Origin of the sequence: Limobrevibacterium gyesilva (assembly GCF_025989185.1) — a bacterium.
Lineage (GTDB): Bacteria > Pseudomonadota > Alphaproteobacteria > Acetobacterales > Acetobacteraceae > Limobrevibacterium > Limobrevibacterium gyesilva.
The window spans coordinates 235,479-260,912 of the sequence record NZ_JAPDNT010000001.1 but is presented as its reverse complement, the minus strand read 5'-3'; the positions used below and the strand labels follow the sequence as shown (position 1 = coordinate 260,912).

At 64.8% G+C, this 25,434-nt stretch carries 25 protein-coding genes and 1 tRNA gene; 11 read left to right on the top strand and 15 right to left on the bottom strand.

Translation table 11 applies throughout. The features are described from left to right. Positions 1-27: 27 nt before the first annotated feature. The 4 genes from OL599_RS01280 to OL599_RS01265 all read right to left on the bottom strand — a co-directional run bounded on the left by OL599_RS01280 (position 28) and on the right by OL599_RS01265 (position 3,597). Positions 28-1,485: an ABC transporter permease gene (locus OL599_RS01280; RefSeq protein ID WP_264711780.1), complete on the bottom strand. Its 1,458-nt coding sequence runs from the start codon at positions 1,483-1,485 to the stop codon at positions 28-30. Between the two features lie 145 nt (positions 1,486-1,630). Further along, positions 1,631-2,659: an extracellular solute-binding protein gene (locus tag OL599_RS01275; protein WP_264711779.1), complete on the bottom strand. Its 1,029-nt coding sequence runs from the start codon at positions 2,657-2,659 to the stop codon at positions 1,631-1,633. 178 nt (positions 2,660-2,837) lie between these two features. Next, positions 2,838-3,326 (bottom strand): bacterioferritin, encoded by a 489-nt coding sequence (bfr, locus tag OL599_RS01270; protein WP_264711778.1) that lies wholly within the window; start codon positions 3,324-3,326, stop codon positions 2,838-2,840. 73 nt (positions 3,327-3,399) lie between these two features. After that, positions 3,400-3,597 carry a (2Fe-2S)-binding protein gene (locus tag OL599_RS01265; protein ID WP_264711776.1) on the bottom strand — a complete coding sequence of 66 codons (198 nt, stop codon included), beginning with the start codon at positions 3,595-3,597 and terminating at the stop codon, positions 3,400-3,402. A 609-nt stretch (positions 3,598-4,206) separates the two neighbouring features. On the opposite strand from OL599_RS01265, the gene OL599_RS01260 reads away from it, so the two are divergent. Continuing rightward, a complete protein-coding gene (locus tag OL599_RS01260) occupies positions 4,207-6,447 on the top strand; it encodes a tetratricopeptide repeat protein (RefSeq protein WP_264711775.1) in 2,241 nt (746 codons plus the stop codon). Positions 6,448-6,891: 444 nt separating this feature from the next. Further along, positions 6,892-7,371, top strand: coding sequence for a hypothetical protein (locus OL599_RS01255; RefSeq protein ID WP_264711773.1), 480 nt, complete (start codon positions 6,892-6,894; stop codon positions 7,369-7,371). Between the two features lie 33 nt (positions 7,372-7,404). Here the strand turns inward: OL599_RS01255 and OL599_RS01250 are convergent, their stop codons facing one another. From OL599_RS01250 to OL599_RS01230, 5 genes are read right to left on the bottom strand one after another with little or no spacing between them, the layout of a single operon-like run. Continuing rightward, positions 7,405-7,641, bottom strand: a complete 237-nt coding sequence (locus OL599_RS01250) for a hypothetical protein (protein WP_264711772.1) — start codon at positions 7,639-7,641, stop codon at positions 7,405-7,407. Further along, on the bottom strand, positions 7,638-7,973 hold the full coding sequence (locus OL599_RS01245; RefSeq protein WP_264711771.1) for a metal-sulfur cluster assembly factor: 336 nt from the start codon (positions 7,971-7,973) through the stop codon (positions 7,638-7,640). Before OL599_RS01245 ends, OL599_RS01250 begins: the two co-directional genes overlap by 4 nt. After that, positions 7,970-8,503: a DUF2249 domain-containing protein gene (locus OL599_RS01240; RefSeq protein WP_264711770.1), complete on the bottom strand. Its 534-nt coding sequence runs from the start codon at positions 8,501-8,503 to the stop codon at positions 7,970-7,972. Before OL599_RS01240 ends, OL599_RS01245 begins: the two co-directional genes overlap by 4 nt. Positions 8,504-8,519: 16 nt before the next feature. Further along, the gene (locus OL599_RS01235) at positions 8,520-9,932 is read right to left on the bottom strand and encodes a hypothetical protein (RefSeq protein ID WP_264711769.1); all 1,413 of its coding nucleotides are present in this window, start codon (positions 9,930-9,932) and stop codon (positions 8,520-8,522) included. Between the two features lie 15 nt (positions 9,933-9,947). Further along, positions 9,948-10,208, bottom strand: coding sequence for a DUF2249 domain-containing protein (locus OL599_RS01230; protein WP_264711768.1), 261 nt, complete (start codon positions 10,206-10,208; stop codon positions 9,948-9,950). A 731-nt stretch (positions 10,209-10,939) separates the two neighbouring features. Here OL599_RS01230 and OL599_RS01225 point away from each other — a divergent pair. The 9 genes from OL599_RS01225 (at position 10,940) to ccoS (ending at position 18,875) form a co-directional block, all read left to right on the top strand. Next, complete coding sequence (locus OL599_RS01225; RefSeq protein WP_264711767.1) at positions 10,940-11,482, top strand: group III truncated hemoglobin; 543 nt, start codon at positions 10,940-10,942, stop codon at positions 11,480-11,482. A gap of 326 nt (positions 11,483-11,808) precedes the next feature. Continuing rightward, on the top strand, positions 11,809-13,470 hold the full coding sequence (ccoN, locus tag OL599_RS01220) for a cytochrome-c oxidase, cbb3-type subunit I (protein ID WP_264711766.1): 1,662 nt from the start codon (positions 11,809-11,811) through the stop codon (positions 13,468-13,470). Between the two features lie 2 nt (positions 13,471-13,472). Then, positions 13,473-14,204 carry a cytochrome-c oxidase, cbb3-type subunit II gene (gene ccoO, locus OL599_RS01215; RefSeq protein ID WP_347403173.1) on the top strand — a complete coding sequence of 244 codons (732 nt, stop codon included), beginning with the start codon at positions 13,473-13,475 and terminating at the stop codon, positions 14,202-14,204. Positions 14,205-14,206: 2 nt separating this feature from the next. After that, the gene (locus OL599_RS01210) at positions 14,207-14,377 is read left to right on the top strand and encodes a cbb3-type cytochrome c oxidase subunit 3 (RefSeq protein WP_264711764.1); all 171 of its coding nucleotides are present in this window, start codon (positions 14,207-14,209) and stop codon (positions 14,375-14,377) included. Next, on the top strand, positions 14,368-15,249 hold the full coding sequence (gene ccoP / locus OL599_RS01205) for a cytochrome-c oxidase, cbb3-type subunit III (RefSeq protein ID WP_264711763.1): 882 nt from the start codon (positions 14,368-14,370) through the stop codon (positions 15,247-15,249). Before OL599_RS01210 ends, ccoP begins: the two co-directional genes overlap by 10 nt. After that, a complete protein-coding gene (locus OL599_RS01200) occupies positions 15,246-15,473 on the top strand; it encodes a hypothetical protein (RefSeq protein ID WP_264711762.1) in 228 nt (75 codons plus the stop codon). Before ccoP ends, OL599_RS01200 begins: the two co-directional genes overlap by 4 nt. 45 nt (positions 15,474-15,518) lie before the next feature. Then, the gene (locus OL599_RS01195) at positions 15,519-16,304 is read left to right on the top strand and encodes a DUF2189 domain-containing protein (protein ID WP_264711761.1); all 786 of its coding nucleotides are present in this window, start codon (positions 15,519-15,521) and stop codon (positions 16,302-16,304) included. 100 nt (positions 16,305-16,404) lie between these two features. After that, positions 16,405-18,684, top strand: a complete 2,280-nt coding sequence (locus OL599_RS01190) for a cation-translocating P-type ATPase (RefSeq protein WP_264711760.1) — start codon at positions 16,405-16,407, stop codon at positions 18,682-18,684. After that, positions 18,681-18,875, top strand: coding sequence for a cbb3-type cytochrome oxidase assembly protein CcoS (gene ccoS, locus OL599_RS01185; RefSeq protein ID WP_264711759.1), 195 nt, complete (start codon positions 18,681-18,683; stop codon positions 18,873-18,875). The genes OL599_RS01190 and ccoS overlap by 4 nt, the downstream gene beginning before the upstream one ends. A 239-nt stretch (positions 18,876-19,114) precedes the next feature. Here ccoS and OL599_RS01180 read toward each other — a convergent pair. From OL599_RS01180 to rpmI, 6 genes are all read right to left on the bottom strand, one after another. Then, positions 19,115-19,204: transfer RNA gene (locus tag OL599_RS01180), tRNA-Ser, on the bottom strand. An 87-nt stretch (positions 19,205-19,291) separates the two neighbouring features. Next, positions 19,292-21,097, bottom strand: a complete 1,806-nt coding sequence (gene lepA, locus OL599_RS01175) for a translation elongation factor 4 (protein WP_264711757.1) — start codon at positions 21,095-21,097, stop codon at positions 19,292-19,294. A 31-nt stretch (positions 21,098-21,128) separates the two neighbouring features. Next, positions 21,129-23,585 (bottom strand): phenylalanine--tRNA ligase subunit beta, encoded by a 2,457-nt coding sequence (gene pheT, locus OL599_RS01170; RefSeq protein WP_264711756.1) that lies wholly within the window; start codon positions 23,583-23,585, stop codon positions 21,129-21,131. A 4-nt stretch (positions 23,586-23,589) separates the two neighbouring features. Further along, the gene (pheS, locus tag OL599_RS01165; RefSeq protein ID WP_264711755.1) at positions 23,590-24,660 is read right to left on the bottom strand and encodes a phenylalanine--tRNA ligase subunit alpha; all 1,071 of its coding nucleotides are present in this window, start codon (positions 24,658-24,660) and stop codon (positions 23,590-23,592) included. Between the two features lie 90 nt (positions 24,661-24,750). Next, positions 24,751-25,107 carry a 50S ribosomal protein L20 gene (gene rplT, locus OL599_RS01160; protein WP_264711754.1) on the bottom strand — a complete coding sequence of 119 codons (357 nt, stop codon included), beginning with the start codon at positions 25,105-25,107 and terminating at the stop codon, positions 24,751-24,753. A 12-nt stretch (positions 25,108-25,119) separates the two neighbouring features. Next, entirely contained in the window at positions 25,120-25,323 is a 204-nt protein-coding gene (rpmI, locus tag OL599_RS01155; RefSeq protein ID WP_264711753.1) for a 50S ribosomal protein L35, read from the bottom strand. Between the last annotated feature and the right edge of the window lie 111 nt (positions 25,324-25,434).

The following is a 25,434-nucleotide window of genomic DNA, read 5'->3' as shown; positions in this document are numbered from 1 at the left end:
TGCGCAGCCCATTCACACGTAAACGACTCATCGCGGCTCATCGACATTCAGGGTGCGCAGCGTGAACACATATACGGGCACACCGGAGATCAACACCAGAGCCGCGGCGAAGGGGGCCGCCGCTGCATAGGCGACCTCGCCGGTGTAGGACCAGAGTTCAGTCGCCAGCGTGGTCACGTCGGACGAGGCCAGCAACAGTGTCGCCGTCAGCTCCCGCATCAGCTGCAAGGTGACCAATGCCAGCGCCGCACCGACACCAGGCGCGAGATTGGGCAGCGTCACCGTCAGGAAGGCGAGGAAGGGACCCCGGCCCAGGCTGCGCGCCACGTCCTCAAGACCCGGCGGCACCAGCTCCGCCGAGGCGCGCAGGGACGACTGCGCCAGCGGCAGGAACAGCACCGTATAGGCCAGCAGCACGAGCAGGCGCGTCTGATAGATCGCCGGTGCGTAGTGGACCGACAGGAACACGAGGGCGAGGGCCACACCGATGCCCGGCAGGCCGTGCACGACATAGGGCAAGCGATCGGCCAAAGCGGTGAGCCGGCCCTGGTAGCGGATCGAGAGCATCACCAGCGGCACGGCGAACAGGGTGGTCAGCACGGCGCCGGGCAAAGCGAGGCTCAGCGAGCCGAGCAGCGCGGGCACGATCGTGCCCACGCCACGCCCGGCGGAACTGCCATGCCAGAGCCAAAAGCCGAGGGTCATGAGTGGTACGCCAAGAGAGAGCGCCGCGGTGCCGGCAAAGCCCGCCAGGACCACGGGCTTCAGCCGGCCAAGCGGCGAAAGCGGCAGCCGGCGGGAATTGCCGCGTCCGACCCTGGCGAAGCGCCTACCGTGGCGCAGGCGCATCTCAGCGAAGGCGATCGGCAAGCTCAAGGCCATCAACCCGGCGGCGAGCAGCGCCGCGGCGGACGGATTGAACTGCATCTGGTACTGATCGAAAATCGCGGTGGTGAAGGTCTGCACACGCAGCAGCGACAGCGCACCGAATTCCGCCAGCATGTGCGACGCAACCAGCAATGCACCACCGCCGAGCGCCGGCAGGGCCTGCGGCAGCACGATCCGGAAAAAGCAGCGCCACGGCCCATGCCCGAGAGAGCGGGCAACGTCCTCCAGGCTCGGATCCATGCCGCGCAGCGCAGCCGCGACCGGCAGATAGATCAGCGGCATGCTGGACAGGGTAAGGATCACCACCGCGCCGAGCATCCCCTGGAACCAGGGGCCGAGTGACGCCCAGGCGTAGCTGGCCACGAAGGCGGGCATGGCGAGCGGCAGGCTCGTCACGATCCGCCAGATCTGCCGCCCCGGCAGGTCGCACCGCTCCGTGCACCAGGCTGCAGCCGTGCCGAGCACCGCGGCCCCAGCCGTCACCGAAACGGCCAAGGTGACCGTATTGACCAGCAGGCCCATCGTGTAGGGCCGTGCGAGCTCCGACCACAGACCGGCCGGACCTGCGTCCCAGGCCCGTCCGAGTATGTAGCCCATGGGCAGGATGACCAGGCCTATCGGAATAGCGGCCAGGAGTACGAGCCAGGGAGATGGCGCCGGTCGCAGCCCCCTGGCGCGCAATTGCATGCTCAATCCATGCCCATGCCCATGCCCATGCCCATGCCCATGCCCATGCCCACGCTCAAGCGATTCCGGCCTCGCGCTGCAGGGCATAAGCGTCCGCGGCGCTACCGATATCGGCGGCGGTGACCGGGGCTCCCGCGAAGTCTTCGAGCGGCCGCAGCGGGAAGGGGGACGCGACGCCCGGCCGCACCGGGTATTCCGCGACAGATCCGGCGATCGCTCTCTGGCCGTCCTCGCTGACCATGAAGGCCAGGAAGCGCTGCGTGATCGCGGCCTTCTTCGTCGTCTTCAGGATGCCGGCGGCCGATACCGTGCGCAGCGCGCCGACGTCCTGCCTGGCGACATAATGGAGTGCCGAGTTCAACCGGTCCGCGCCGGCCTCTCTGGCCAGGCTGTACCAATAATAATGGTTGGTCAGCGCCGTGGCGATCTCGCCCGCCTCGACCGCGCGCATGGCAGCGGAGTTGGAGTTGTAGGCGCGGGCATATTGCTTCAGACCCTTGAGCCAGGCGAGCGCCGCGTCGCGTCCTTTGACATGCGCAATCGCCATTACCTGTTCCTGGAAACCGTCCTTTGGCACATACGCCACCCGGCCCTGCCAGGCAGAGGTTGCGCAATCCAGCACGGAGGCGGGGAGCTGGTCCGGAGCGACCATCTTTTTATTGTACGCCACGATGCGGCAGCGCACGGTGCTGCCAACCCAGGTCCCGGTCCGGGCGGAGTAGGCCGCAGGAATCTGCTGCAGGGTGCCCGCCTCGATCGGCGCGAGCATTCCCTTGGCCTCCAGGGCCGCGATGGGCGGGCTTGTCTCGGAATAGAACAGGTCGGCGGGGCTGCGCTCACCCTCTTCAAGCAGCTGGCCGGCAAGCTGCGGGCTTTCGCCATTGCGCACCGTGACCTTGATGCCCGTCGCTTTGGTGAAAGCGGCGACCAGCGCCTCCGTCGTCTGGCGATGCTGCCCGCTATAGAGAACCAGGGCTTCCTGGTCCGCGGCTACTGCTTCGCCAGGCTTCGCCGCGAAGGCGAGGGCAGCGCCACACATGCCGAGCCCGGTGCGTACCAGGGCTCGCCGGTTCATCAGGGTCATCGTGAAACTTTCTTGCAATTGAGAGGCAGTCGCAACTCAGCATATCGGCCGAAGCACCCTGGCCTGTCAAGCGTCGGCAACATCGCCGATGGTGTTTTCATCAAATGTCCTCGGGCGCCTGCGCATGACCGACGCCGCCGTTGCCGACGCATGCGAGCCGGGCGCAGCTGCGGCCGGCCTACGCCTCCTGCTCGGGCGCCGGTGCAGCGTTCAGAAGGATGTAGCGCTCGATGCCAATGCGCTCGATCAGATCGAACTGCCGGTCGAGGAAGTCGACATGCTCTTCCTCGCTGGCGAGAATGCCCTGCAGCAGGTCGCGGGACACGAAGTCCCGCACGCCCTCGCAATAGGCGATGCCCTCGCGCAGATCGTCCAGCGCCTTCTCCTCCAATTGAAGGTCAGCCCTCAGGATCTCTTCGACGGACTCGCCGACCGCGATCGGGTTCAGCCGCTGCACGTTCGGAAGGCCATCGAGGAACAGGATGCGCTCGATCAACGCGTCCGCATGCTTCATCTCGTCGATTGATTCGGCGTATTCGTGCTGTCCGAGCCTGGTCACGCCCCAATGCCGCAAAGTGCGGGCGTGCAGGAAATACTGGTTGATGGCGGTCAGCTCGTTGGTCAGCTGCGTGTTGAGATATTCGACGACTTTCGGGTCTCGCAACATGGGGCTCTCCTGTGTGTTCGCCGATAGGAAGCAGTGTTGCTTACCCCGCCGTCCAGAGTCCCGGGCGAGCGGTTCAGTCCGCGCCTTGCAGTTCGCCGGCGCCCTGGTCGGCGAGGTCGCGAAGGATCCCCAGCAGCTTCTTCACGCAGTTGCCGCACTGCGCCCGGCAGCCGCAGGCAGCGTACACTTCGCTTGGCCGCGTCGAGCCGGCCTCGCCGATGGCCTGCTTCACATGGCTGTCGGTCAGCGCATTGCAGATGCAGATGTACACGCCGAAACCATCCTCCAACCATGGTCCAACGTATCCTAGCTAGGGTAATTGCAATTGATTCGCAATAGCGATTCTGCAGGGCTGGCCTGAGCCCCGCGAACGCCTTCTCGGGGCGCCGCGGAAGCAGGGCGCCGCGATGGCAACCGCAGAGGTCTGCCGGCAACTCGGCTTCGAGCGCCCGGCCGTCGACCAAGAAGTCGTCCGTGTGCGCGTTGAAAGGCCCCCAGAGCCGGCATGACCCCGGTGTCCGGGGCCAGTTCGGTCTTCGCGATGTTTACCTGACAACCGGCGTCACGCGCTCCTATGGTCCCGAACCACGAGGCTGGGCACTCCGCATGCAGCTCAAGGAACGGCGAGGTGGATGCATCCTCGCCCGCCAGCACGCAGACCATCAGCGGCAATGTCCTGCCATTGCCCCGGTACCGGGCGTTGGCATCGCCTTCTGATATCCTGCCCAAGCTTCGTGCGGCCGCTCCCAGTGGCGGCACGCGCGCTGCGGAGACTTCACCCACAGCTTCAACTCGGCCCGCCGTTGCGCTCGTTTCGGTTCTTCTGTTGGCCGCGTGCTTGGCATTGACCCAAGGGGGTGGCGCGCGGGCGGACGAGCCGGTGAGCTTTGTCGGCACCCAGACATGCGCCGGCTGCCACCAGGCCGAAGCCGAGCGTTGGGAAGGATCGCACCATGCGCTCGCCATGCAGCGCGCCACGGAGGCAACTGTCCTCGGCGATTTCTCCGGCGCTGGTCTCGAGCACTTCGGCGTCGCGACCACTTTCAGCCGCGCCGGCGCCACGTTCATGGTGCGGACCGACGGTCCCGACGGCGCCCTACACGACTATGAGATCGCCTATACGTTCGGCGTCTACCCACTGCAGCAATACCTGATCGCCATGCCAGGCGGCCGGCTGCAGGCGTTGGGTATCGCATGGGACAGCCGGCCGAAGGATCAGGGCGGCGAGCGTTGGTTCCACCTCTACCCCGATCAGAAGCTGCCGGCAGGCGGACCACTGCACTGGAGCGGGCGCGACCAGACCTGGAACTATATGTGTGCCGATTGCCACTCGACCGGCGTCAGGAAGAACTACGACCTCGGCACGAACACCTATGCGACCACATGGAGCGACGTGGATGTGTCCTGCGAGTCGTGTCACGGCCCGGGCTCCCGCCATGTTGCCTGGGCCAGGGACCATCCGGGTGCCGGACCGTATGCGGCACGGACGGACGCATCCGGTCCCGGCGCGCAGGACCGAATGGGCATTGTCGCCTGGTTGAAGGCGACCGACCACGGCCGTTGGGAAATGCAGCCCGAGACGGGCATCGCACGGCGCACGGAGCCGCTCGTCTCCGCGGAGCTCGACGCTTGCGCGGGATGCCATTCCCGGCGGAAGACGGTCGCCACAAACGCCCCGGCTGGTGCGCCGTTCCTCGATTCGTATTTGCCCGCGCTGCTTGAGCCTGGCCTCTATCACGCCGACGGTCAGATCGACGGAGAGGTCTATGAATACGGCTCCTTCGTGCAAAGCCGCATGCATTTCGCAGGCGTCACCTGCTCCAATTGTCATGACCCGCATAGCCTGAAGCTGCGCGCGGAAGGCAACTCCCTGTGCGCTCAGTGCCATATGCCCGCGAAGTTCGATGTGCCCGCGCACCACCATCACCAGCCTGGCGGCACCGGCGCACAATGCGTGAACTGCCATATGCCGACGAAAACCTACATGGTGATTGATACCCGGCGCGACCACAGCTTCCGCGTCCCGCGGCCGGACCTGTCGGTATCGATCGGCACGCCCAATGCATGCACCCAATGCCATGCTGGCCGCCCGCCCGAGTGGGCCGCGCAGGTAGCCGCAGGGTGGTTTCCGCACGGGCGGCAGACCACCGCACATTATGGCACCGCGCTCGACGCTGGCCGAACCGGGGCAAGGGACGCCGAGCAGCAGCTCGATCGCCTGATTCTGGACCAGAGCCAGCCGGCGATCGCGCGGGCGAGCGCCTTGCTGCTGCTGCCGCGCTACACGTCTCCCGCTTCCGAACCCGCGGTCCTGAAGGGGATCGCCGACCCCAACCCGCTGGTCCGATTGGCGGCGCCACGCGCGCTCTCGGCTGCGGCGTCGGCAGTCACCGTTCAGGCGGCCATGTCGTTGCTGAGCGACCCCGTCCGGGCGGTTCGCATCGAGGCGGCGCGTGCCCTTGCCGGGGTCGATCCCCGCACCACGAGCCCGGGACAGCGGAACGCCTTCAACGCCGCCTATCAGGAATTGATCGCCGCCGAGATGATCGACGCCGATCGACCCGAGGCGCATCTCAACCTGGGCCTGCTGAATACGCGCCGGGGGCAGTTGGGCGATGCGGAAGCGGAGTACCGGACGGCGCTGCGCCTGGCCCCTGACTTCGTGCCTGCGCTAGCAAACCTTGCCGATCTCGACCGGATGCGCGGCATGGACCAGCAAGGGGCGGAACTGCTGCGCAAGGCGCTGGCGATCGACCCGAACAATGCGGATGTCCGGCATTCCCTCGGACTGCTGTTGGTGCGCCAACATAACTATACCGAGGCGCTGGGGCTGCTCCGGCAGGCGAGCGAGCTGGCGCCCGACAATGCGCGCTATGCCTACGTCTACGCCATCGCCCTGAATTCCTCCGGCGAGCCCCGGCAGGCAATAGCGCTGCTGGAGCGCACTCACCGACAGCATCCGACGGACAGGGATGTGCTTGCTGCCTTGGTCTCGATCGCACGGGCCCAGGGTGATTTTGCCACGGCACTCCTGCACGCGCGGGAGCTGTTAACGCTCTCCCCTGCAGACCCGCAGCTTCGCATTCTGGTCTTGGATCTGCAGAGGCGCCAGACGCGATGATGCTGTCCCGAGCCTCGGGATCGGCGGGTGTCCTACGCGTCATCGGTGAAGCGGGCGGGTGGCCGACGATGTAGGGTTTCTTAATCGAAATTTGATGCCAGTCTGCTAGCTGTTGGACTGGATTCATATCTGAATCGTCTGCTCGTCAGTGATTAAGTGTCATCCACTGGATGAATTTGTGGGAATTTCTGTCGCAAGCTTGCGAGGCGGCTGTCGCAGATGTCCGACTCGGAGAGGGCAATGATATGGCGCCCCTTGCCTGATCGCTTGTCATACGATCCGGCCGCTCAGGAGCCGACCGCGCGGCGCTATCCCCACATTCCTTGGGCAGTGGAGCTCGAGCTTTGCCGTCAGGAACGTCAGCGGGCATTCCCAGATCCGTTGGCTAATATAGTGTCGTGTCTCCCCGGTCAGTCTCTGGGGAACAAGGTGCATGCGACGGATGTGGACATTCCGACGCTCCCGCCCATCGTTGCCTCGGATCATGCACCTGCATCGGCATTGGACGCGCTCCAGATCAAGGGGATCCGGCAGCAGCTTTCCCTGACGCCAGCGGCTGCGCAAATCAACAGGGGATCGGCCAATCCTGCTCTGACATCGCCGCGGGTGCCCGACCGCCGCAGACCCGGTCGTGTGGAATACACGAGTCCCGAACTCATCGCGCTACTGCGCCAGACATCGCGTCCTGTTGTGCCTGATGCGCGGCGCGCGATACCCGCGGCAGAAACTGCGCGAGCCGGCAACGATGCGCCCGGAACAGTTAACAACCAGTCTTTTGGGATCGAACCCCTCGCGCCGTACACGGCGCGTAACGCCGCGCGGACTGGTGATCATTCTCCAGGGAAGCAGTACTACGGCGAAGATGGAGAACTGCCCTATAGTTTGCATATCACCATCCTGGTGGAGGATTCGGCCAACGGTTGATCCATGGAACCCACGGCCCTACCGCGCTGCCTGTCACCATTGAAGCTGCGGCGTCAGCCGATGCAGCAGTGCGTTGAACCGGTGCGCCGATCTTTCATTGCTTCGGCGCTGTAGCTGGCACGCCTTGCCTGCAAGGCGACACGCGGCCTCGACTTCGCCGGCGGCAGCCAGGCGCGCGAGGCTATCAAGAAGAAGGTCGTCGAGCCCAACGGTCACAGCGAAGCCGTCGGCGGCGCCGCTGCGCGGCGGCGGCAGAGCAGGTTCGTTCACCAACCCTCTCCCTCGGCAATGCCAAGGTGTCGCTTTGCATCGGCGCTCATCATTCTCGGTGTCCATGGCGGGTCATACGTCAGTACGACGTCGACAGAAGTGACCCCCGCTGTGGCCTCGACACTGTCACGAGCACCGTCCTTGAGGTAGCCGGTCGCTGGGCATCCACGCGTCGTTGTCGTCATGATGACGCGTGCCTCACCGCTGTCGTCGACGCTAACGTCGTAGACGAGACCAAGGTCGACGATATTGTATCCGAGCTCGGGATCGATCACGAGGCGCAGCGCATCCTTGATCCGCTCCGGGAGGCCGTCATTCAACGCGGCGCTCATGCCTTTGCCTCCGCACCCGCACCGATCCGCACCTCTACGCGATAGGTCTTTCCGTCAGCTTCGAACCCTCCACGCCAACCGTGTCCGCGCTTGGCAAGCTCCGGCAACAGAAAGATGGGTTCCCGGCACAGAAGCGCTGAAAGAACCTCCCCCGGCTTCAAGGCTTCGATTGCAGCGAGAATGCGGACCATTGGTTCCGGCGGGTCGAGGTCACGGTTGTCGAGATGCTGTACGGGCTCGGGCCAGGGGGAATCGTCGGAAGGAGCGGTCTTCGCGCCCTCAGCGGCCGGCGCCGCCGCGGTTGGCCGGAACAGGACTTCCCAATCACCACCTTCAAGTTCCCGAGCTTCATGCGCAAAGCCGCGCGAGCTGAGCACCTGGAAGAGCGGCGTCGGCTTGAACGTCGCAAGGAGCCGCAATCCCTGACCCGGCTTCAGAGTCGCAATCGCCTCCATGATCGCCCCGAACGGCTCACCTCCCGCTCGCAGGACTGGCCGGACATCGAGATCGACGAAGGATGGGGTGGTCATGAGGTTCTCCTTTGTATCAGGCTTGTCGCGATAGCGACCATAAGAGCCGGGGCCGACGGGCGCCGGCTGCGACCGCGGTGGCATGCTCCACGTCACGAAGACGGCGTGTTCGAAACAGCTGCATCGCGATTGCAACCGTGGCAATGAGCGACAGCGCTGTGGCGGCGCGGAACACTCCTGGATAATCGAAGAGGAGAGCGGCCGTGCCTGCCCAGACGGCAAGGAAATAGAGCCCGAACCATTTCACCGCACGCGGCTCCACGACGAGATCCTGGACGCGTGGTGTCGGCATCTTGCCCAGGACCGGTCCGTAGCACTCGAGCCAGGTGAGGAAGGCAACGATTTTGTAAAGCTTGGCCAGCCCGAGACCCGACAGCCAGCCGAATGCAACGAGATAAACGATGGCTGGGGCATGGGTCGACAAATCACCACGAGCAATCGTGACGACGACCAGCGCCGCCGCCAGGACCAGCGATAGAAGCGCGAAAGCGGCCATGCGGCTGTTCAGTTCGAGAGTCCGCCGCTTGCGCGCACGGTAGAGGAACAGCATGTCCTTGCCGTAAAGGGCGAGCGCGCCAAGGCCGAGCAGGGCTGCCGTGAGCAACGGAAAATCGAGACGCCATTCGAAGCAGATCGCAACCACGCCGCCAACGAAAGCGACTGCCAGTGCGCCGCTACCGAGATGAAAAGCCAGACGACTGGACAGCCGATCGAGCTCGGGGGCGAGCATGAACATCGCCAGAAGCCGATAGCTGACACCCATCGCCGTAAGCGTCAGCCAGCCGCCCAGCCCTGCAATGGCGTGAATGGGGACACCCCTGGCGGTCAGTTCAATGAGGTGAGGATGAGAGGTCGCCCCGCCGAGAACCAAAGCGAAGATGGCGCCAAGGAACACCGTTCCGGCAATACCGAACAGGCCGGTCACAACGAAGCGCGCCGGCAGCGGCAAGGGGCGCGCAGCCCAAAGGGTGCGGCCGAGGTTCCACAGGACGAGCGTGAAGCCGAGAACAAGCAGTGTGGCGGCCACCGGGAAAAACGGCAGGGACAGGCTGATCTGGCCGCCGAGTTGCAGAAATCCCAGCAAAAGAGCCAGCAGCCCGATAAGGAGGCAGACAAGGGTAGGCAGCGGCATCGCGTTGTCGTGCAACGGTTTTGCCACCAGCACCGGCACAAACTGGAACAAAGCGCCGCACAGGAGAAGGCTCAGCCAACCAAGCGCGATGAGATGCACCAAAGCGAGTGTTTCAGGTGCCTCAACAGGCGCGTGGGGGTAGCCATATCCCGCCACCATGAGGCCCTGCGCCAGAGCGAACGACATCAACCCTGCGGCAAAATACGACATCGTCCATCGGGAGAGCGAGACGCCAGGCAAAGTTGCGTTCCTTTCCGAGGCGACCGCGTCGGACAAGGCGCGGTCCGACGCGTTCATCCGATCGAATATGGGTCAAGCAGCCTGGGCGATCTTGCCGATCGCGACACGCCACACCTCCGGTCCGCGTTCGACGTAGGTCCACGTGAACTGCTTCGGGTATTCCGCCTCCAACTGGTAGTAGAGCGGCTTCGGGTCGTGGTCATTGACCAGAATGAACGACGCTCCGGGAGCGAGACCGTTGACGAGCTCGAAGATTTTCGCGTGTCGCTGCGCCGGAACGAGGGTCCGGACGTCAACGATGCTTTCTGTTGAGTGGGATGTGGCCTGTGGCATCGGGTTTACTCCTGAGGTTGCTGCTCGGCGGCTGATCCGACGATCGCAAACACGTCGCCGGGCGCCGCAGACAGCACAGCGGCAAAGCTGCGTGGCCGCTGTGCTCGCAGTCGATCTTGGCACTAAAAGAGGTATTGTCAATATACCTTTTAACTTGACCTCCCCACCGCAGCCGGGGACGCCATGATGGTCGTCACCGGTTGACCAGCTTTTCTCACTATCGCCACGCCTCCGGACGTTTGTGGCCGTGCGGTAGGTGTCTGGTCACGATCGAGGAGGCTGCGTAGGCCCATGGCACCTCCCGCGCCCATCTGATGAAGGGTGCTCGACGCCTTCATCGCGACCCTCGACAAATACACACTGAAAGATTGGGTCCTGCCGCGGACGGATTTTTGGCATCACACCAGTCGCCTGATCGGCCGGTCCGCGCGGACTGTCCGCGTAGTTTCCACGTTCATCCCGCGCGCTTGGTACCATTCCTGACCCTTGCGTTTGAGATTTTCAGATATAAGATGCATAAGAAATACACCTTTAAGTGAACCACGTGCCTAACGACCGATGGTGATGATCCGACGCATACGATCAATGTGCTCATCCGGGCCGACGACGAGTGCTGCTGTCCCGGTGACATATACGAGGATCTGAGGCGGCGCACCCGGTTCTCGAAGGAGGACAGGGGGGTGCTACGTGACTGGGGCAGTCGCAGCAGGCCGCGCACAGGTCAAGACGGGATGCCTGACCACAAGATGATGGAACGGATGGCGGAGAAGAATATGGCAGCTGACGGACCCGAAAGCGCGGCTCCACGAGAAGGCGGGCCCGAGCGGCGGGCGCGGATCACGCAGGGGATCATGCAGCGCACGGGCATCGACGAGACCATGATCGCGGAGCTCGTTTCCATCTTTTATGCGCGCGTTCAACTGGATCCGCTCCTTGCGCCGATCTTTGCCGAGAAGGTTGAGGATTGGGATCAGCATATCGAGAAGCTCAAGGCGTTCTGGTCGTCAGTCGCCCTGATGTCGGGCCGCTATCATGGGCAGCCGATGCAGGCACATCTGCCGCTCAGGATTGATGCCAGCCACTTCGAACGGTGGCTGGACCTTTTCGAAACGACCGCAGAAGAGGTCTGCCCTCCGGCCGCTGCAGCGCATTTCATGGATCGGGCGCGGCGCATCGCCGACAGCCTTGAACTTGGCATTGCCAGCCAGCGCGGCGAAATGCGCCATCAGCGAAGGGAGCGCTCGGCCGGAGAGGTCAACGTCGCTGCCGAATGAAGACTGCATCCTCGTCGAACGGCCGATATCAAGCCGGGTCGTACGTCAATGTTGCGCTGATGCGTCCGCCCAATCGCCTGTGCCGGAACGTCTCGACCCGTTTGACGATATTGCTGAGGCAGCGGACTTAAGATACAAGCGAAGTATCTCTTATATAATATTCTTGCAACCGCCCGGGGCTCGCCAAAGAGATGACGGGAAGGATCAGGACAGGAGCAGGATGTGCACGAGATCAGGGCTGCCCGGAGTGACCGCGCGTCTCACATCGTCCGCAATTGCGAGAAGCCGGCCTGCACTCGCGCTCGACCCATGAAGGCGATGAACCCATGATCTCGACACTGACAAAGGGGGAACGCGAGCTCGCAATCGTCATCCTGGGCATACTCGCCTGCGTGGGCCTGGCGATGGCCGCCGCTGGCCGCGCCGATCCTCTCGGCGCCCATGGCTGGCTGATCATCGCGCTCTGTGTTCCCATGATCTTCTTCGTGATCGCCGGCTATTACACGCCGCAACCGGCCGAAGAACGACTGTCGCAATATTACGATGACCCGAGCAAGGCGGGCATTATCGCCGCCATGGTCTGGGTCGTCTTCGGCCTATTCGTTGGCGACTGGGTCGCCTGGCAGCTCGTCTATCCAGATCTCACCTTCGATGCTGCCTGGTCGAGTTTCGGTCGCATCCGGCCGGTCCACACCACGAGCGTCATCTTCGGCTTCGGCGGCAATGCGCTGATCGCGACCTCGTTGCATGTTCTGCAGCGGACGTCGCGGGCTCGTCTACCCGATCAACTGAGCCCGTGGTTCGTGCTCGTCGGCTACAATCTCTTCTGCCTCATCGCCGTCACCGGCTATCTGATGGGTGTGACCCAATCGAAAGAATATGCCGAACCCGAATGGTATGCCGATATCTGGCTCGTCATCGTGTGGGTGGTCTATTTCCTGATCTATCTGCGGACACTTGCGCGGCGCAAGGAGCCCCACATCTACGTCGCCAACTGGTACTACATGGCCTTCATCCTGGTCGTGGCCGTTCTGCATATCGTCAACAACATCGCGGTGCCGGTCTCATTCGGTCACGCCAAGAGTTATTCGCTGTTCTCGGGCGTACAGGATGCGATGACTCAATGGTGGTACGGGCATAACGCGGTTGCGTTCTTCCTCACCTCCGGCTTCCTCGGCATGATGTACTACTACCTGCCCATGCGCGCAGGTCGCCCGATCTTCTCCTATCGGATGTCGATCATCAGTTTCTGGGGCATCACCTTCATGTATATGTGGGTGGGCTCTCACCACCTGCACTACACTGCGCTGCCGCAATGGGTGCAGACGCTCGGCATGACCTTCTCGTTGATGCTGCTGGTGCCATCCTGGGCCTCCGCCGGCAATGCGCTCCTCACCCTCAATGGTGCCTGGCACAAGGTGCGCGACGACGCGACATTGCGCTTCATGATGGTTGCCGCGGTCTTCTACGGCCTGACGACCTTCGAAGGCTCGTTCATGGCGATTCGCCCCGTCAACGCGCTCTCCCACTATACGGACTGGACGATCGGCCATGTCCACGCCGGCGCCCTCGGCTGGGTCGCACTGATCACCTTCGGCTCGATCTACGCGGTGGTGCCATGGCTGTGGAAGCGCGAGGCGATGTATTCGGGGAGGCTCGTCGAGCTGCATTTCTGGCTCGCGCTCTCGGGGACGATCATATACGTCTTCGCGATGTGGAATTCGGGCATCATTCAGGGCCTGATGTGGCGCACGTACAATGAGAGCGGCACGCTCGCCTATTCCTTCCTCGACTCGCTCGTCGCCATGCACCCCTACTATATCGCCCGCGCCACCGGCGGCCTGCTGTTCTTCCTGGGTGCCGTTGTCGGCTTCTACAATATCTGGATGACCATCCGCACGGCTCCAGCCGCGCAGGTGTCTGACGTAAGGACCGACATTCCCGTTCCCGCTTCGGCTGGCACACCCGCGCTGCAACCGGGAGAATGAGCATGTTCGGCCTCCACTACAAACTCGAACGGACCACGATCGGCTTTGCGCTCGCTGTGATCGTCGCGGCAAGCATCGGCGGCTTCGTCGAAATCGCGCCACTCTTCACGATCGATGAAACCGTGGAAAAAGCACCGGACATGCGCGTCTATACCCCCCTCGAGATCGCCGGGCGCAATATCTACATTCGCGAAGGTTGCTATGCCTGCCATTCGCAGATGATCCGGACGCTTCGCGACGAGGTCGATCGCTATGGACCTTATTCGCTGGCGGTCGAGTCCCAGTACGACCACCCGATGCTCTGGGGCTCGAAGCGAACGGGCCCGGATTTGGCGCGTCTCGGCGGCAAGTATTCGGATGAATGGCATGTCGCGCATCTGATCAACCCACGAAACGTCGTGTCAGTGTCGAAGATGCCGCCCTATGGCTGGCTCGCGCGCACGACGCTGCGAATTGACGACCTGGGGGAGCACCTTGAAACTCTGCGGCGCGTGGGCGTGCCCTACACCGATGAGATGATCGCGCACGCATCGGCCGATGCGTACGGACAGGCGAGACCGGACAGCACCTATGCCGAAGCTGTGCGGACGCGCTATGGCGAGGCGACGCAGATTCGTTCCTTCGACGGTCGTTCCAACGAACCGACCGAGATGGCCGCGCTCGTGGCCTATCTGCAAATTCTCGGGCGGCTTACGGACGTCGCGACCAAGTCAGCGGCGCAGGCGGGAGAATGACCATGGGTGTCGACCATGACACCATCGTCGGTTTGTCGAAATCGTTCGGCTTGTTCTACCTCATCGCGCTGTCGGCGGCGGTGATGATCTACGCTTACTGGCCTTCCAACAAAAAGCACTTCGACAACGCGGCGAAGACGATCCTTCGCGATGAGGACAAGCCATGGCGATAGAGGAGCGCGATCCGCACACGGGCCATGCGACAACCGGCCATGAATGGAACGGCATTAAGGAGCTCAACACGCCGGTGCCGCGCCCCGTCTATTTCTTCCTGGCGACCACCTTCCTCTTCTCGCTGTTCTACTGGGTGCTGATGCCGGCGTGGCCGACCGGCGTTTCCTATACGAAGGGCCTGCTCGGGATTGATCAGCGCACGACCGTGGCTGAGAACTTGCGCCAAGCCGCGATGGAGCGCGCCGTTTGGGCCACGAAGATCGAGGCGAGCGACTACAGCGTCATCCCAGCCGATGCGAGCCTCATGCAAGTGGTCAGGCAAACCGGAAGAACGCTCTTCGGCGACAATTGCGCGGCCTGCCACGGCGCCAACGCAAAAGGCGGCCCCGGCTTCCCGAATTTGACGGCCGGGTCCTGGCTCTGGGGCGGCTCGCCGGAGGCTGTGGCCGAGACGATTCGCGTCGGCGTCAATTCGACGCATGGCGACGCGCGCGTCGCGCAGATGCCCGCCTTCGGCAAGGATCAGATGTTGCCCCGCAGCGACATCGAGAACGTCGCCGCCTTCGTTCAATCCCTGTCCAATCCATCGATCGCCACAGGGCCGGACGCCGGAAAAGTGGCCGCTGGCAGGCAGGTCTTTGCCACCAATTGCACCGCCTGCCATGGCGAGGCGGGCAAGGGGAATATCGAGATGGGCGCACCCGATCTTACCGATACGGTGTGGATCTATGGCGGTGATCGGCAATCAATCATGACCACGCTCTATGGTGGCCGGCAGGGCCACATGCCGACCTGGGAGGCGCGGCTGTCACCTCTCGATCGCAAGATCCTGACGCTCTATATCCTCGATCTCAGGCGGCGAGCGCCATGACGACGCCCGGCTCGGCCGATCGCTTCGTGCCGCCACGCAGAGGAGGCGGCGCAAAGCTCGTCGTCGGCTTGTCCATCGGCTTTGGCCTGTTGGGTCTGGGGTTCGCCAACGCACATCTCGTCTATGTGGCGGTGACGTCGCAGCCGGACTGCGTCGCGCATCTGAAGGAGCGTGGCGACCGGGCCGGGCAGGCAATGTTCAGGGCAGCGCGGTCCGCATGTTGACCGCCTGGGAAGCAGCATCGTGAGGCAACAGGAGAGGCCAGCGCCATGACCACGATACCGGCCGTCATACCGCCGCTCCAGCGTCCAAGCGTATTTGCGCGGCACCTTCCGTGGCAGACAGCCTTCGGCTGGCTCGCTGCTGGCTGGCGCGACCTGACCACACGGCCGGCAGCGAGCGTCAGTTATGGTGCCGCGGTCTTCGTGATCTCGCTCGGGATCGTCTACGGCCTCTTCGCCCTCGGCTGGGACTACATCCTCTTTCCGGTGCTGTCCGGGTTCATGGTGGTTGGCCCCGTGCTGGCGACCGGGCTCTACGAGAAAAGCCGGCGCCTGGCGAAAGGCGAGCCTTTTTCGCTCGCCAGCATGGTCTTCGTCCGGGCGAACTCGGGCGGGCAGATCCTGTTCGTTGGGGTGCTGCTCTGCCTCCTGATGATGGTGTGGATGCGCGCCGCCGTGATCATCTATGCTCTCTTCTTCGGTGTGCGGCCGTTTCCCGGGCTAGACCACGTCGCAGCGATGCTGTTCACTACCCCCGTCGGTTGGGCAATGCTCGTTGTCGGCGCTTTGGTCGGCGGCTTGTTCGCTGCCTTCTCTTTCGCAATCAGCGTGTTCGCGATCCCCATGCTTTTGAACGAGCGGCTTGATGCCTTCACAGCGATGGGTACCAGCATGGCGCTGGTCTGGAACAACCTGCCGGTGATGTTGACGTGGGGTGCTGTCGTGCTCGGTCTGTTCCTGGCAAGCCTCGCCACCGGGATGCTCGGATTGATCCTGGTCTTTCCGTTGCTCGGACACGCGACCTGGCATGCCTACAAGGCGGTCAGACAATAGATAGCGAGCATCGGGCAGAGTGGACCAGCCAGCCCTCGATCAACGCCAGGCGAATAGCGCCCAACAGCGATCTGTTCCTCCCGGGCAGGCGATGGATCGCATGAGTGCCGCAAGGGCGACCGTGCGCAATGAAACCCATCGCGCTGCCGTAGCCCGGGAAGAGATCCTTCTTGCAAGCCGGACGCTGGGCGCCGCTACGCGCCAGACCGACCTTTCCGTTCCCGGCATCCATTGCGGTGGTTGCATCCGCACGATCGAGAGGGCGCTCGGTGCGCTGGAGGGCGTCGAGCGGGCGCGGGTCAATCTGTCGACCAAACGCGTTGCGGTGCAATGGCGCGCGAGCGACGCACCACCGCCGCTCATCGAAACCCTGAGCGCGCTCGGCTACGTCGCGCATCTCTACGATGGGGGCGCCGAACCGAAGGATCGCACCCGCTTCGAACTGCTGCGGGCGCTTGCCGTGTCAGGCTTTGCCTCAAGCAACATCATGCTGCTGTCGGTGGCGGTTTGGGCGGGCGCCGATGGTGCCACGCGCGATCTGCTGCACTGGATCTCGGCAGCCATCGCAATCCCGGCGCTGGCCTTTTCCGGCACCGTCTTCTTCCGGCCCGCCTGGCGCGCGCTGAGGCAAGGCCGCACCAACATGGACGTGCCGATTTCGCTCGGCGTGCTGCTCGCCTTCGGCATGAGCCTCTACGACACGGTCCATCACGGTCCGCATGCCTATTTCGACGCGGCGACATCGCTCCTGTTCTTTCTTTTGATCGGACGCACGCTTGACCACATGATGCGCGAAAGGGCGAGGGTCGCAGTCAAAGGCCTGGCGCGCCTCGCGGCCCGCGGCGCCATGGTTGCCCATGCTGACGGCACGACGGAATACGTGCCCGTCAATGAGATCGCGCCGGGCATGACGGTTCTCGTCGGCGTCGGTGAGCGTGTTCCTGTCGATGCGCAGGTCGAGGAGGGACGCTCCGATCTCGACTGCTCGCTTGTCTCCGGCGAAAGCATGCCCCGGCCGGTGGCCGTCGGGTCAACCCTCCTGGCCGGAACGCTCAATCTCACCGGGCCGCTGAGGATCACTGCCACCGCGCCTGCAAGCGGATCGTTTCTCGCCGAGATGACGCGCCTCATGGAAGCGGCCGAGGGAGGACGATCGGCGTATCGCCGGATTGCCGACCGCGCCGCGCAGCTCTACGCGCCGGTCGTCCATCTGACCGCCTTGCTGACCTTCGCAGGCTGGATGATCGCGAGCGGCGATCTCCATCGCGCCGTCACGATTGCGATTGCGGTGCTGATCATCACCTGCCCCTGCGCGCTCGGCCTGGCGGTGCCGATGGTCCAGGTGGTCGCCGCCAGGCGCCTGTTCGAGGCCGGTATCATGGTCAAGGACGGCGGCGCCATGGAGCGGCTGAACGAGGTTGATACTGTCGTCTTCGACAAGACCGGAACATTGACACGCGGCACGCTCCGGCTGGTTGCCGCCAACGACCACGATCCGGCCCAGCTCGCCATCGCCGCTGCCATGGCCGCCTATTCCCGTCATCCGCATTCGCAGGCGTTGGCAGCGGCGGCGCGCGGCCCTCGTGAGCCGGCATTCGACTGGATCGAAGAGCATCCAGGTCTTGGCCTGGAGGCCGTCGCCGGTGGGGCGGTTTATCGGCTCGGGCGTGCCGCTTGGGCGGTCCGCGGTGCGACAGACGGCGATCTCGCGCAGTCCGACGGCGGCACGGTTCTGTCGAAAGACGGGCGGCTGATCGAAGCTTTTCAATTCGAGGACCAGATCCGCGAGGGGGCGCGTCAAGCAGTTGCGGAGCTGTCGCGCCAAGGCTTCGCAATGGAAATCCTTTCCGGCGATCAGCAGCGGCCCGTCGAGGCACTCGCGCGTGACCTTGACCTTGCGCAGTTCGGCGCGGGTGTATTGCCGGGAGAAAAGACCAACCGTATTGCGACGCTTGCGGCGAGCGGCCGCAAGATCCTCATGGTCGGAGACGGATTGAACGACGCCCCGGCGCTGGTGGCGGCGCATGTGTCCATGGCTCCGGCGACAGCAGCCGATGTTGGGCGCAATGCCGCCGATTTCGTATTCCTGCACGAGAGTCTCGCGGCGGTTCCGCTGGCGATCAAGATCGCACAACATGCCGACCGGTTGATCCGTCAGAATTTCGCGTTCGCGGTGGCCTACAACGTCATTACCGTGCCCGTTGCCATCTGCGGCTATGTGACCCCGCTGGTCGCAGCGCTGGCGATGTCGATGTCATCGATCATCGTCGTGGGCAACGCGCTGCGCTTGAAAGGTGGCCGTCCCGCGCGGCTGTCGCAGGCGAGCGCCAGCGGCCCGAGGGTCGCGATGCAGGCTGCCGAGGCGCCGTCCCTCCGATGAGCGGAGTCTTCTATCTCATACCGCTTTCCCTTGGTCTTGGGGCCGTTGGGCTCGGACTCTTTCTCTGGTCGCTCAGGGCTGGCCAGTATGAAGACCTTGACGGCGCTGCCGAGCGGATCCTGTTCGAGGGCGACGATATCCCGCCCCATCACCCCCTGCCTCCCGGTTCAACGCCGCAATCCCGGGCTTAGCCTGCGCCTCTCGCGGCGGGGTGGTGCATCGGCAAAAATTCATTTGCAACAACACCTTGTCGTGATTGACCGGTCCCACGAGGGAGGGATCGTTCGGCGATACCGACAGACCCTGGCCTTCGAATGCTACTTGAGGTTCGACATGACGCTCATATTTGCGGCGCCATTTGGGGGCACGAAAATGCTCGAAAATTGGCGGATTGTGGGGAGTGCAGAGGTATTGGAGATAGTCGCAAGGTTGGCGGAGGGAGTGGGATTCGAACCCACGGTACGCTTTCACGTACACACGCTTTCCAAGCGTGCGCCTTAAGCCGCTCGGCCATCCCTCCATCCCGGGACCATCACGCCCACGCGATCGGCCCGTCTGTCGGCGGCGGAAAATACCAGCCGTTCCCGCCAGCGCAAGTCTTGCCTTGTCAGGCGTCCATCTTCAACGCGGCGAGGAAGGCGGATTGCGGAATTTCCACCTTGCCGAACTGCCGCATCCGCTTCTTGCCTTCCTTCTGCTTCTCTAGAAGCTTCCGCTTGCGGCTGATGTCGCCGCCATAGCATTTCGCCGTCACGTCCTTCGACAATGCGCCAATGGTCTCGCGCGCGATCACTCGCCCGCCGATCGCCGCCTGGATGGCAATCTTGAACAACTGGCGCGGTATCAGGTCCTTGAGCTTCTCGCAGATCGACCGGCCCCGCCTCTCAGCCTGGCTGCGATGCGCAATGAAGCTCAGCGCGTCCACGAGGTCCCCATTCACCAGGATGGAAATCCGCACCAGGTCGCTCTCGGCGTATCCGTCCATCTGATAGTCGAAGCTGGCATAGCCGCGGCTGACGGATTTCAGGCGATCGTAGAAGTCGAACACCACCTCGTTCAGCGGCAGCCGGTAGACCGCCATGGCCCGATTGCCGACATAGGTCAGATCCACCTGCTGACCACGGCGCTCGCTGCACAGCGTCAGGATCGCCCCCAGATAGTCGTCGGGCACCATGATCGTGGCCTTGATCCATGGCTCCTCGATGTGATCGATCTGGCTGGGATCGGGCATATCCGCGGGATTGTGCAGCTCTTCCACCTCGCCGCTCGTGCGGTGCACGCGATACACCACGCTCGGCGCGGTCGCGATCAGATCGAGGTCGAACTCGCGCTGCAGCCGCTCCTGGATGATCTCCAGGTGCAGCAGGCCCAGGAAGCCGCAGCGGAAGCCGAAGCCCAGCGCCGCCGACGTCTCCGCTTCGTAATGGAAGCTCGCGTCGTTCAGCCGCAGCTTGGCCAGGCTCTCGCGCAGCTTCTCGAAATCGTCGGCATCCACGGGATACAGGCCGCACCAGACCACGGGGATCGAGGGCTTGAAGCCCGGCAGCGGTTCCGCTGCGGGATTGCGGTCATCGATGATGGTATCGCCCACCGCCACGTCGGCCACCGTCTTGATCGCCGCCGTGATGTAGCCCATCTCGCCCGGCCCCAGGTCATCGACCGCGACCATGCGCGGCGTGAACACGCCCACCTGCTCCACGCTGTGAGCGGAGCCGCGCGCCATCATGCGGACCTTCTGGCCGCGCCTGATGCGCCCGTCCTTTACGCGGATCAGGATCACCACGCCCAGGTACTGGTCGTACCAGCTATCCACCACCAGCGCCTTCAGCGGCGCATCGGGGTCGCCCTTGGGCGGCGGCAAGCGGGTGACCAGCGCCTCCAGCACGCCCTCGATGTTCAGGCCGGTCTTGGCGCTGATCATCACCGCGTCGGAGGCATCGAGGCCGATCACGTCCTCGATCTGCTGTTTCACCTTCTCGGGCTCGGCGGCCGGCAGGTCCACCTTGTTCAGGATCGGGACGATCTCGTGGCCGGCCTCGATTGCCTGGTAGACATTTGCCAGCGTCTGCGCCTCCACGCCCTGGGAGGCATCGACCACCAGCAGCGAGCCCTCGCACGCCGCCAGGCTGCGCGAGACTTCATACGCGAAGTCCACATGGCCCGGCGTGTCCATCAGGTTCAGCGTGTAATCCAGCCCGTCCTTCGCCTTGTAGGTCAGGCGAACGGTCTGGGCCTTGATGGTGATCCCACGTTCCTTCTCCAGGTCCATGTTGTCCAGGACCTGCTCGGTCATCTCGCGCGCCGACAGTCCGCCGGTGGCCTGGATCAGCCGGTCGGCCAGGGTGGATTTCCCGTGGTCGATATGCGCGATGATCGAGAAGTTGCGGATGCGGTCGATGGGCGTGTCGGTCATGGGTGTCAGATAGGGGCTTTCATGCCTGCTGTCAGCCGCGCAACGTGGCCCCGGTCGCCTTTGCGACCGCGGCGACCACCTTAGCACAGGCAGCCTCGATCTCGGCGTCCGTCAGCGTGTGTTCACGCGGCTGGAAGACCACCTCGATGGCCAGCGACTTCAATCCGGGCCCCACCTTGTTGCCTTCGTACACGTCGAATAGCGACACCCCGGTGATCAAGCTGCGTTCGGCGCCGCGGGCCGCCTTCAGCACCGCTTCCGCCGGAACGCTGCTGGCCGCAACGAAGGCGAAATCGCGCCGCACCGGCTGGAAGGCCGGCAGGTCGGGGGCAGATTTGCGGCGCCGCTTCGGATCCTGGATGGCGTCCAGGTACACCTCGAACGCCACCGCCGGTCCGGCCAGATCCAGGGCCGCGAGCACGCGCGGATGCAACGCGCCGAAAGTGGCCAGAACCGTCTTCGGGCCCTGGCGCACAGTGCCGGAGCGGCCGGGGTGGTAGAAGCCGGGCGCGTCGGGCGTGGTGGTCAACGCGTCCAGCGGCACGCCCAGCGCCGTCAGCAAGGCCCAGACATCGGCCTTGGCGTCCATGGCCCCAAAATCCACGGCCGCCACGGCCCAGTTGCGCGGCGTGCTGCCGGCCCGCAGGCCGGCGGCGACCAGTAACTGGCCGTCGGGGCGATAGGCCGGCCCGATCTCGAACAGCGACACATCGGGCCAGCCACGGGTGGCGTTGCGCTGCGCGGCCCGAGCCAGCGTCGCCACCGGGGTGGGGCGCATCTGGTCCAGGTCCGCGGCGATCGGGTTGCTGAGTCGCAGCGCGTCCGGGGTGTCGCCGAACAGCGCGGCGTCACTGCCGGCCATGAAACTGAACGTCACGCACTCCGCCAGCCCCTGGGCTGCCAGGGTGCGGCGGGCCAGGGCGGAGCGCGCCTGGCGCGGCGTCAGGGTCGGCGGCGGCACCGGCGCGATGGCCGGCATCGAGACCGGCGGAACGGCATCCAGGCCTCGCATCCGCAACACTTCCTCGACCAGATCGGCCTCCGGCTCGATCGCGTTGCGGCCTTCGGCGGCTTTGCGCATCCGCTCCGGCGGCAGCGTGTCGGCGGGCTCGAGCGGGCTGGCAGCGGCGACGTCGTTGCGCCAGGACGGCACCTCGACGGTCACGCTGACGGGGCTGCGCTCGACGCAGCGAAAGCCCAACCGCTCCAGCGTGCCGACGGCGGCGTCGGCCGGCACGTCCAGTCCGCCGAAATCGCGCAGCCGCGCGAAGCGCAGGCTGGCACGGCGCCGCCAGGCGGGCTGGGCGCCGGCGGACACCACCTCGCTGGCCTCGCCGCCGCACAGCTCCTGGATCAGGCGCGTCGCCGCCTCAACGGCATCGGGCAGCAGCGCCGGATCGATGCCGCGCTCGAAGCGCTGGCGGGCGTCGCTGATGATCTGATGGTGGCGCCCGGTCAGGGCCACATGCACGGGGTCGAACAGCGCGCATTCGATGAACACGCTGGTCGTGGCCTCGTCGCAGCCGGTGGCCTCGCCGCCGATCACGCCGGCCAGCGACTGCACGCCGGCGGCGTCCGCGATCACGCAGTCCTGCGGCCGGGCGGTGTAGTCCTTGCCGTTCAGCGCGCGGAAGGTCTCGCCGGCGCCGGGCCGGAAGGTGAGCGTGCTCCCCGTCACCTTGCCCGCGTCGAACACATGCAGCGGGCGGCCGAGGTCGATGGTGAAGAAGTTGGTGATGTCGACCAGCGCATTGATCGGGCGCAGGCCGATCGACAGCAGCCGATCCTGCAGCCATTGCGGGCTCGCGCCGTTCCTCACGCCGCGAACGGTGCGGCCGAGCACCCACGGGCAGGCCTCTCGCATCGTGATCGCCCACTGCAGCGGGCTCGGGAAGGCCGCCGGCACCGGCGTCGGCGCGAACGGCTTCAGCGTGCCGAGGCCCGCCGCCGCCAGGTCGCGGGCGACGCCGCGCACGGCCAGCGCGTCGCCACGATTGGGCGTCACGCTGATGTCGATGATCGGATCGTCCAGCCCGGCCCACGCGGGATAGGACACGCCCACCGGCGCATCGGCAGGCAGATCGACGATGCCGTCATGGTCGTTGCCCAGGCCCATCTCGCGTGCCGACAGCAACATGCCCGCGCTCTGCACGCCGCGGATCTCCCCGACCTTCAGGGTGATACCGGTCCCGGGAATGAAGCTGCCGGGCGGCGCGAACACCGCCTTCATCCCGGTGCGCGCGTTCGGCGCGCCGCACACCACGGAAACGATGCCGTTGCCGGTGTCCACCTTGCAGGCGCGCAGGCGGTCGGCATTGGGATGCTGCACGGCCTCGACGACGTGGGCGACGCGGAAGGCGGCCAGCGCAGCGCCGCGATCCTCCACGCCCTCCAGCTCCAGGCCGATAGTGGTCAGCGTGTCCGTGATGGTCTGCAGCGATGCATCCGTGTCCAGATGCGTCTTCAGCCAGGACAGTGAGAACTTCATGGCGTCACAGCCCCTCGTGCAGCATGGCGGGGGCCAACGGGTTGAAGCCGTAATGGCGCAGCCAGCGTATGTCGCTTTCGTAGAACGGGCGCAGGTCGGGGATGCCGTGCTTCAGCATGGTCACGCGCTCGATGCCCATGCCGAAGGCGAAACCCTGCCACTCCCGCGGGTCGATCCCGCAATTGGCCAGCACCTTCGCGTGCACCATGCCGCTGCCCAGGATCTCCAGCCAGTCGCCGCCGCCGCCCAGTTCGCCGGTTTTCCGGTTCCAGCCGATATCCACTTCCATGCTCGGCTCGGTGAACGGGAAATAGCTGGACCGGAACCGCACCGGCAGATTGGAGATGCCGAAGAACGCGCGCAGGAAGTCGATGAGGCAGCCCTTCAGGTGCCCCAGCGTCAGGTTGCGGTCGATCGCCAGCCCCTCCACCTGGTGGAACATGGGGCTATGCGTGGCGTCGTGGTCGGCGCGATAGGTGCGCCCGGGCACGATCACGCGCAGCGGCGGCTCCTGACTGGTCATGGTGCGCACCTGCACCGGCGACGTGTGGGTGCGCAGGACCCTCCGGCGCCCCTGCGCGTCCGTCCCCGGCAGATAGAACGTATCCATGTCCTCGCGCGCCGAGTGATGCGCGGGAATGTTGAGCGCGCCGAAATTGCGCCAGTCGTCTTCCACGTCCGGCCCTTCGGCGATACCGAAGCCCATGGCGCCGAAGATGGCGGCCATCTCCTCGATGGTGCGGCTGATCGGATGGACCAGGCCGGGCACCACGGGGCGGGGCGGCAGCGTCACGTCCATGCGCTCGGCTGCCAGCTGCGCGTCCAGGGCGGCAGCCTCCAGCGCGGCGCGGCGGGCGTCGATCGCCGAGGCCAGCTCATCCTTCAGCCGGTTCAGCGCGGCGCCACGTTCGCGCCGCTGCTCGGGCGAAACCTTGCCCAGCTCTTTCAACTGTTGCGTCAGGGTGCCGTTCTTGCCCAGCACGCCGACGCGGACAGCGTCCCACGCGCGCAGGTCCTCGGCGGCGGCCAGTGCCGCGTCCGTATCGGCTTTCAGGGCGAGAAGATCGTCGTTCATCATGTCCTGCATGCGAAAAAGGGCTGCCCGGCGCGGGCAGCCCTTTGCAGTTTGATCGCGTATCCCGGCCGAGCGGCGGGGTCGGAACGATCAGGCCAGGGCGGCCTGCACCTTCTTCACGATCTCGCCGAAGCTGGCGGGATCGTCATAGGCGATGGCGGCCAGCACCTTGCGGTCCATCTCGATCCCGGCCGTCTTCAGCCCGGCGATAAATCGCGAATAGGTCAGCCCGTGCTCGCGCACCGCGGCGTTGATGCGCTGGATCCACAGGCCGCGGAACTCGCGCTTCTTCACCCGGCGGTCGCGATAGGCATACTGGAGCGACTTCTCCAGCCGCTCGAGCGCGATGCGGTAATTCGTGGAGGAACGTCCGACGAAGCCCTTCGAGGCGTCGAGGACCTTCTTGTGGCGGGCGTGGGTGGTCGTGCCGCGCTTGACGCGTGCCATGGCTTGTCTCCCTTACCGCAAGCCGTACGGGGCCCACTGCTTGACGGTCAGGCCGTCAGCATGGGTCAGCGTCTGGCTGCCGCGGTTCTGCCGCTTCATCTTCTGCGGGCGGTTGATCAGGCCGTGGCGCTTGTTGCCCGGGCCGGCCAGAACCTTGCCGGTCGCGGTGATCTTGAAGCGCTTCTTGACCGAAGACTTCGTCTTCATCTTGGGCATTTTTGGTCTCCTCTTGATCCAGTCCCCGCATGAACGCAGGCATCGCGGCCGGGCATGCCCTACAGGCCCGGACTCGCAGATGAGGGGCGGGCTTATATCCGTGCAGCCCCT

What these genes read in the sequence shown, in the direction of transcription:
- OL599_RS01280 (WP_264711780.1), bottom strand. Translation starts at nt 1,485, where the DNA reads ATGGGCTACATACTCGGACGGGCCTGGGACGCAGGTCCGGCCGGTCTG.
- OL599_RS01275 (WP_264711779.1), bottom strand. Translation starts at nt 2,659, where the DNA reads ATGACCCTGATGAACCGGCGAGCCCTGGTACGCACCGGGCTCGGCATG.
- bfr (WP_264711778.1), bottom strand. Translation starts at nt 3,326, where the DNA reads ATGTTGCGAGACCCGAAAGTCGTCGAATATCTCAACACGCAGCTGACC.
- OL599_RS01245 (WP_264711771.1), bottom strand. Translation starts at nt 7,973, where the DNA reads ATGAGCGCCGCGTTGAATGACGGCCTCCCGGAGCGGATCAAGGATGCG.
- OL599_RS01240 (WP_264711770.1), bottom strand. Translation starts at nt 8,503, where the DNA reads ATGACCACCCCATCCTTCGTCGATCTCGATGTCCGGCCAGTCCTGCGA.
- OL599_RS01235 (WP_264711769.1), bottom strand. Translation starts at nt 9,932, where the DNA reads ATGAACGCGTCGGACCGCGCCTTGTCCGACGCGGTCGCCTCGGAAAGG.
- OL599_RS01230 (WP_264711768.1), bottom strand. Translation starts at nt 10,208, where the DNA reads ATGCCACAGGCCACATCCCACTCAACAGAAAGCATCGTTGACGTCCGG.
- OL599_RS01225 (WP_264711767.1), top strand. Translation starts at nt 10,940, where the DNA reads ATGCCTGACCACAAGATGATGGAACGGATGGCGGAGAAGAATATGGCA.
- ccoN (WP_264711766.1), top strand. Translation starts at nt 11,809, where the DNA reads ATGATCTCGACACTGACAAAGGGGGAACGCGAGCTCGCAATCGTCATC.
- ccoO (WP_347403173.1), top strand. Translation starts at nt 13,473, where the DNA reads ATGTTCGGCCTCCACTACAAACTCGAACGGACCACGATCGGCTTTGCG.
- OL599_RS01210 (WP_264711764.1), top strand. Translation starts at nt 14,207, where the DNA reads ATGGGTGTCGACCATGACACCATCGTCGGTTTGTCGAAATCGTTCGGC.
- ccoP (WP_264711763.1), top strand. Translation starts at nt 14,368, where the DNA reads ATGGCGATAGAGGAGCGCGATCCGCACACGGGCCATGCGACAACCGGC.
- OL599_RS01200 (WP_264711762.1), top strand. Translation starts at nt 15,246, where the DNA reads ATGACGACGCCCGGCTCGGCCGATCGCTTCGTGCCGCCACGCAGAGGA.
- OL599_RS01195 (WP_264711761.1), top strand. Translation starts at nt 15,519, where the DNA reads ATGACCACGATACCGGCCGTCATACCGCCGCTCCAGCGTCCAAGCGTA.
- OL599_RS01190 (WP_264711760.1), top strand. Translation starts at nt 16,405, where the DNA reads ATGAGTGCCGCAAGGGCGACCGTGCGCAATGAAACCCATCGCGCTGCC.
- ccoS (WP_264711759.1), top strand. Translation starts at nt 18,681, where the DNA reads ATGAGCGGAGTCTTCTATCTCATACCGCTTTCCCTTGGTCTTGGGGCC.
- lepA (WP_264711757.1), bottom strand. Translation starts at nt 21,097, where the DNA reads ATGACCGACACGCCCATCGACCGCATCCGCAACTTCTCGATCATCGCG.
- pheT (WP_264711756.1), bottom strand. Translation starts at nt 23,585, where the DNA reads ATGAAGTTCTCACTGTCCTGGCTGAAGACGCATCTGGACACGGATGCA.
- pheS (WP_264711755.1), bottom strand. Translation starts at nt 24,660, where the DNA reads ATGAACGACGATCTTCTCGCCCTGAAAGCCGATACGGACGCGGCACTG.
- rplT (WP_264711754.1), bottom strand. Translation starts at nt 25,107, where the DNA reads ATGGCACGCGTCAAGCGCGGCACGACCACCCACGCCCGCCACAAGAAG.
- rpmI (WP_264711753.1), bottom strand. Translation starts at nt 25,323, where the DNA reads ATGCCCAAGATGAAGACGAAGTCTTCGGTCAAGAAGCGCTTCAAGATC.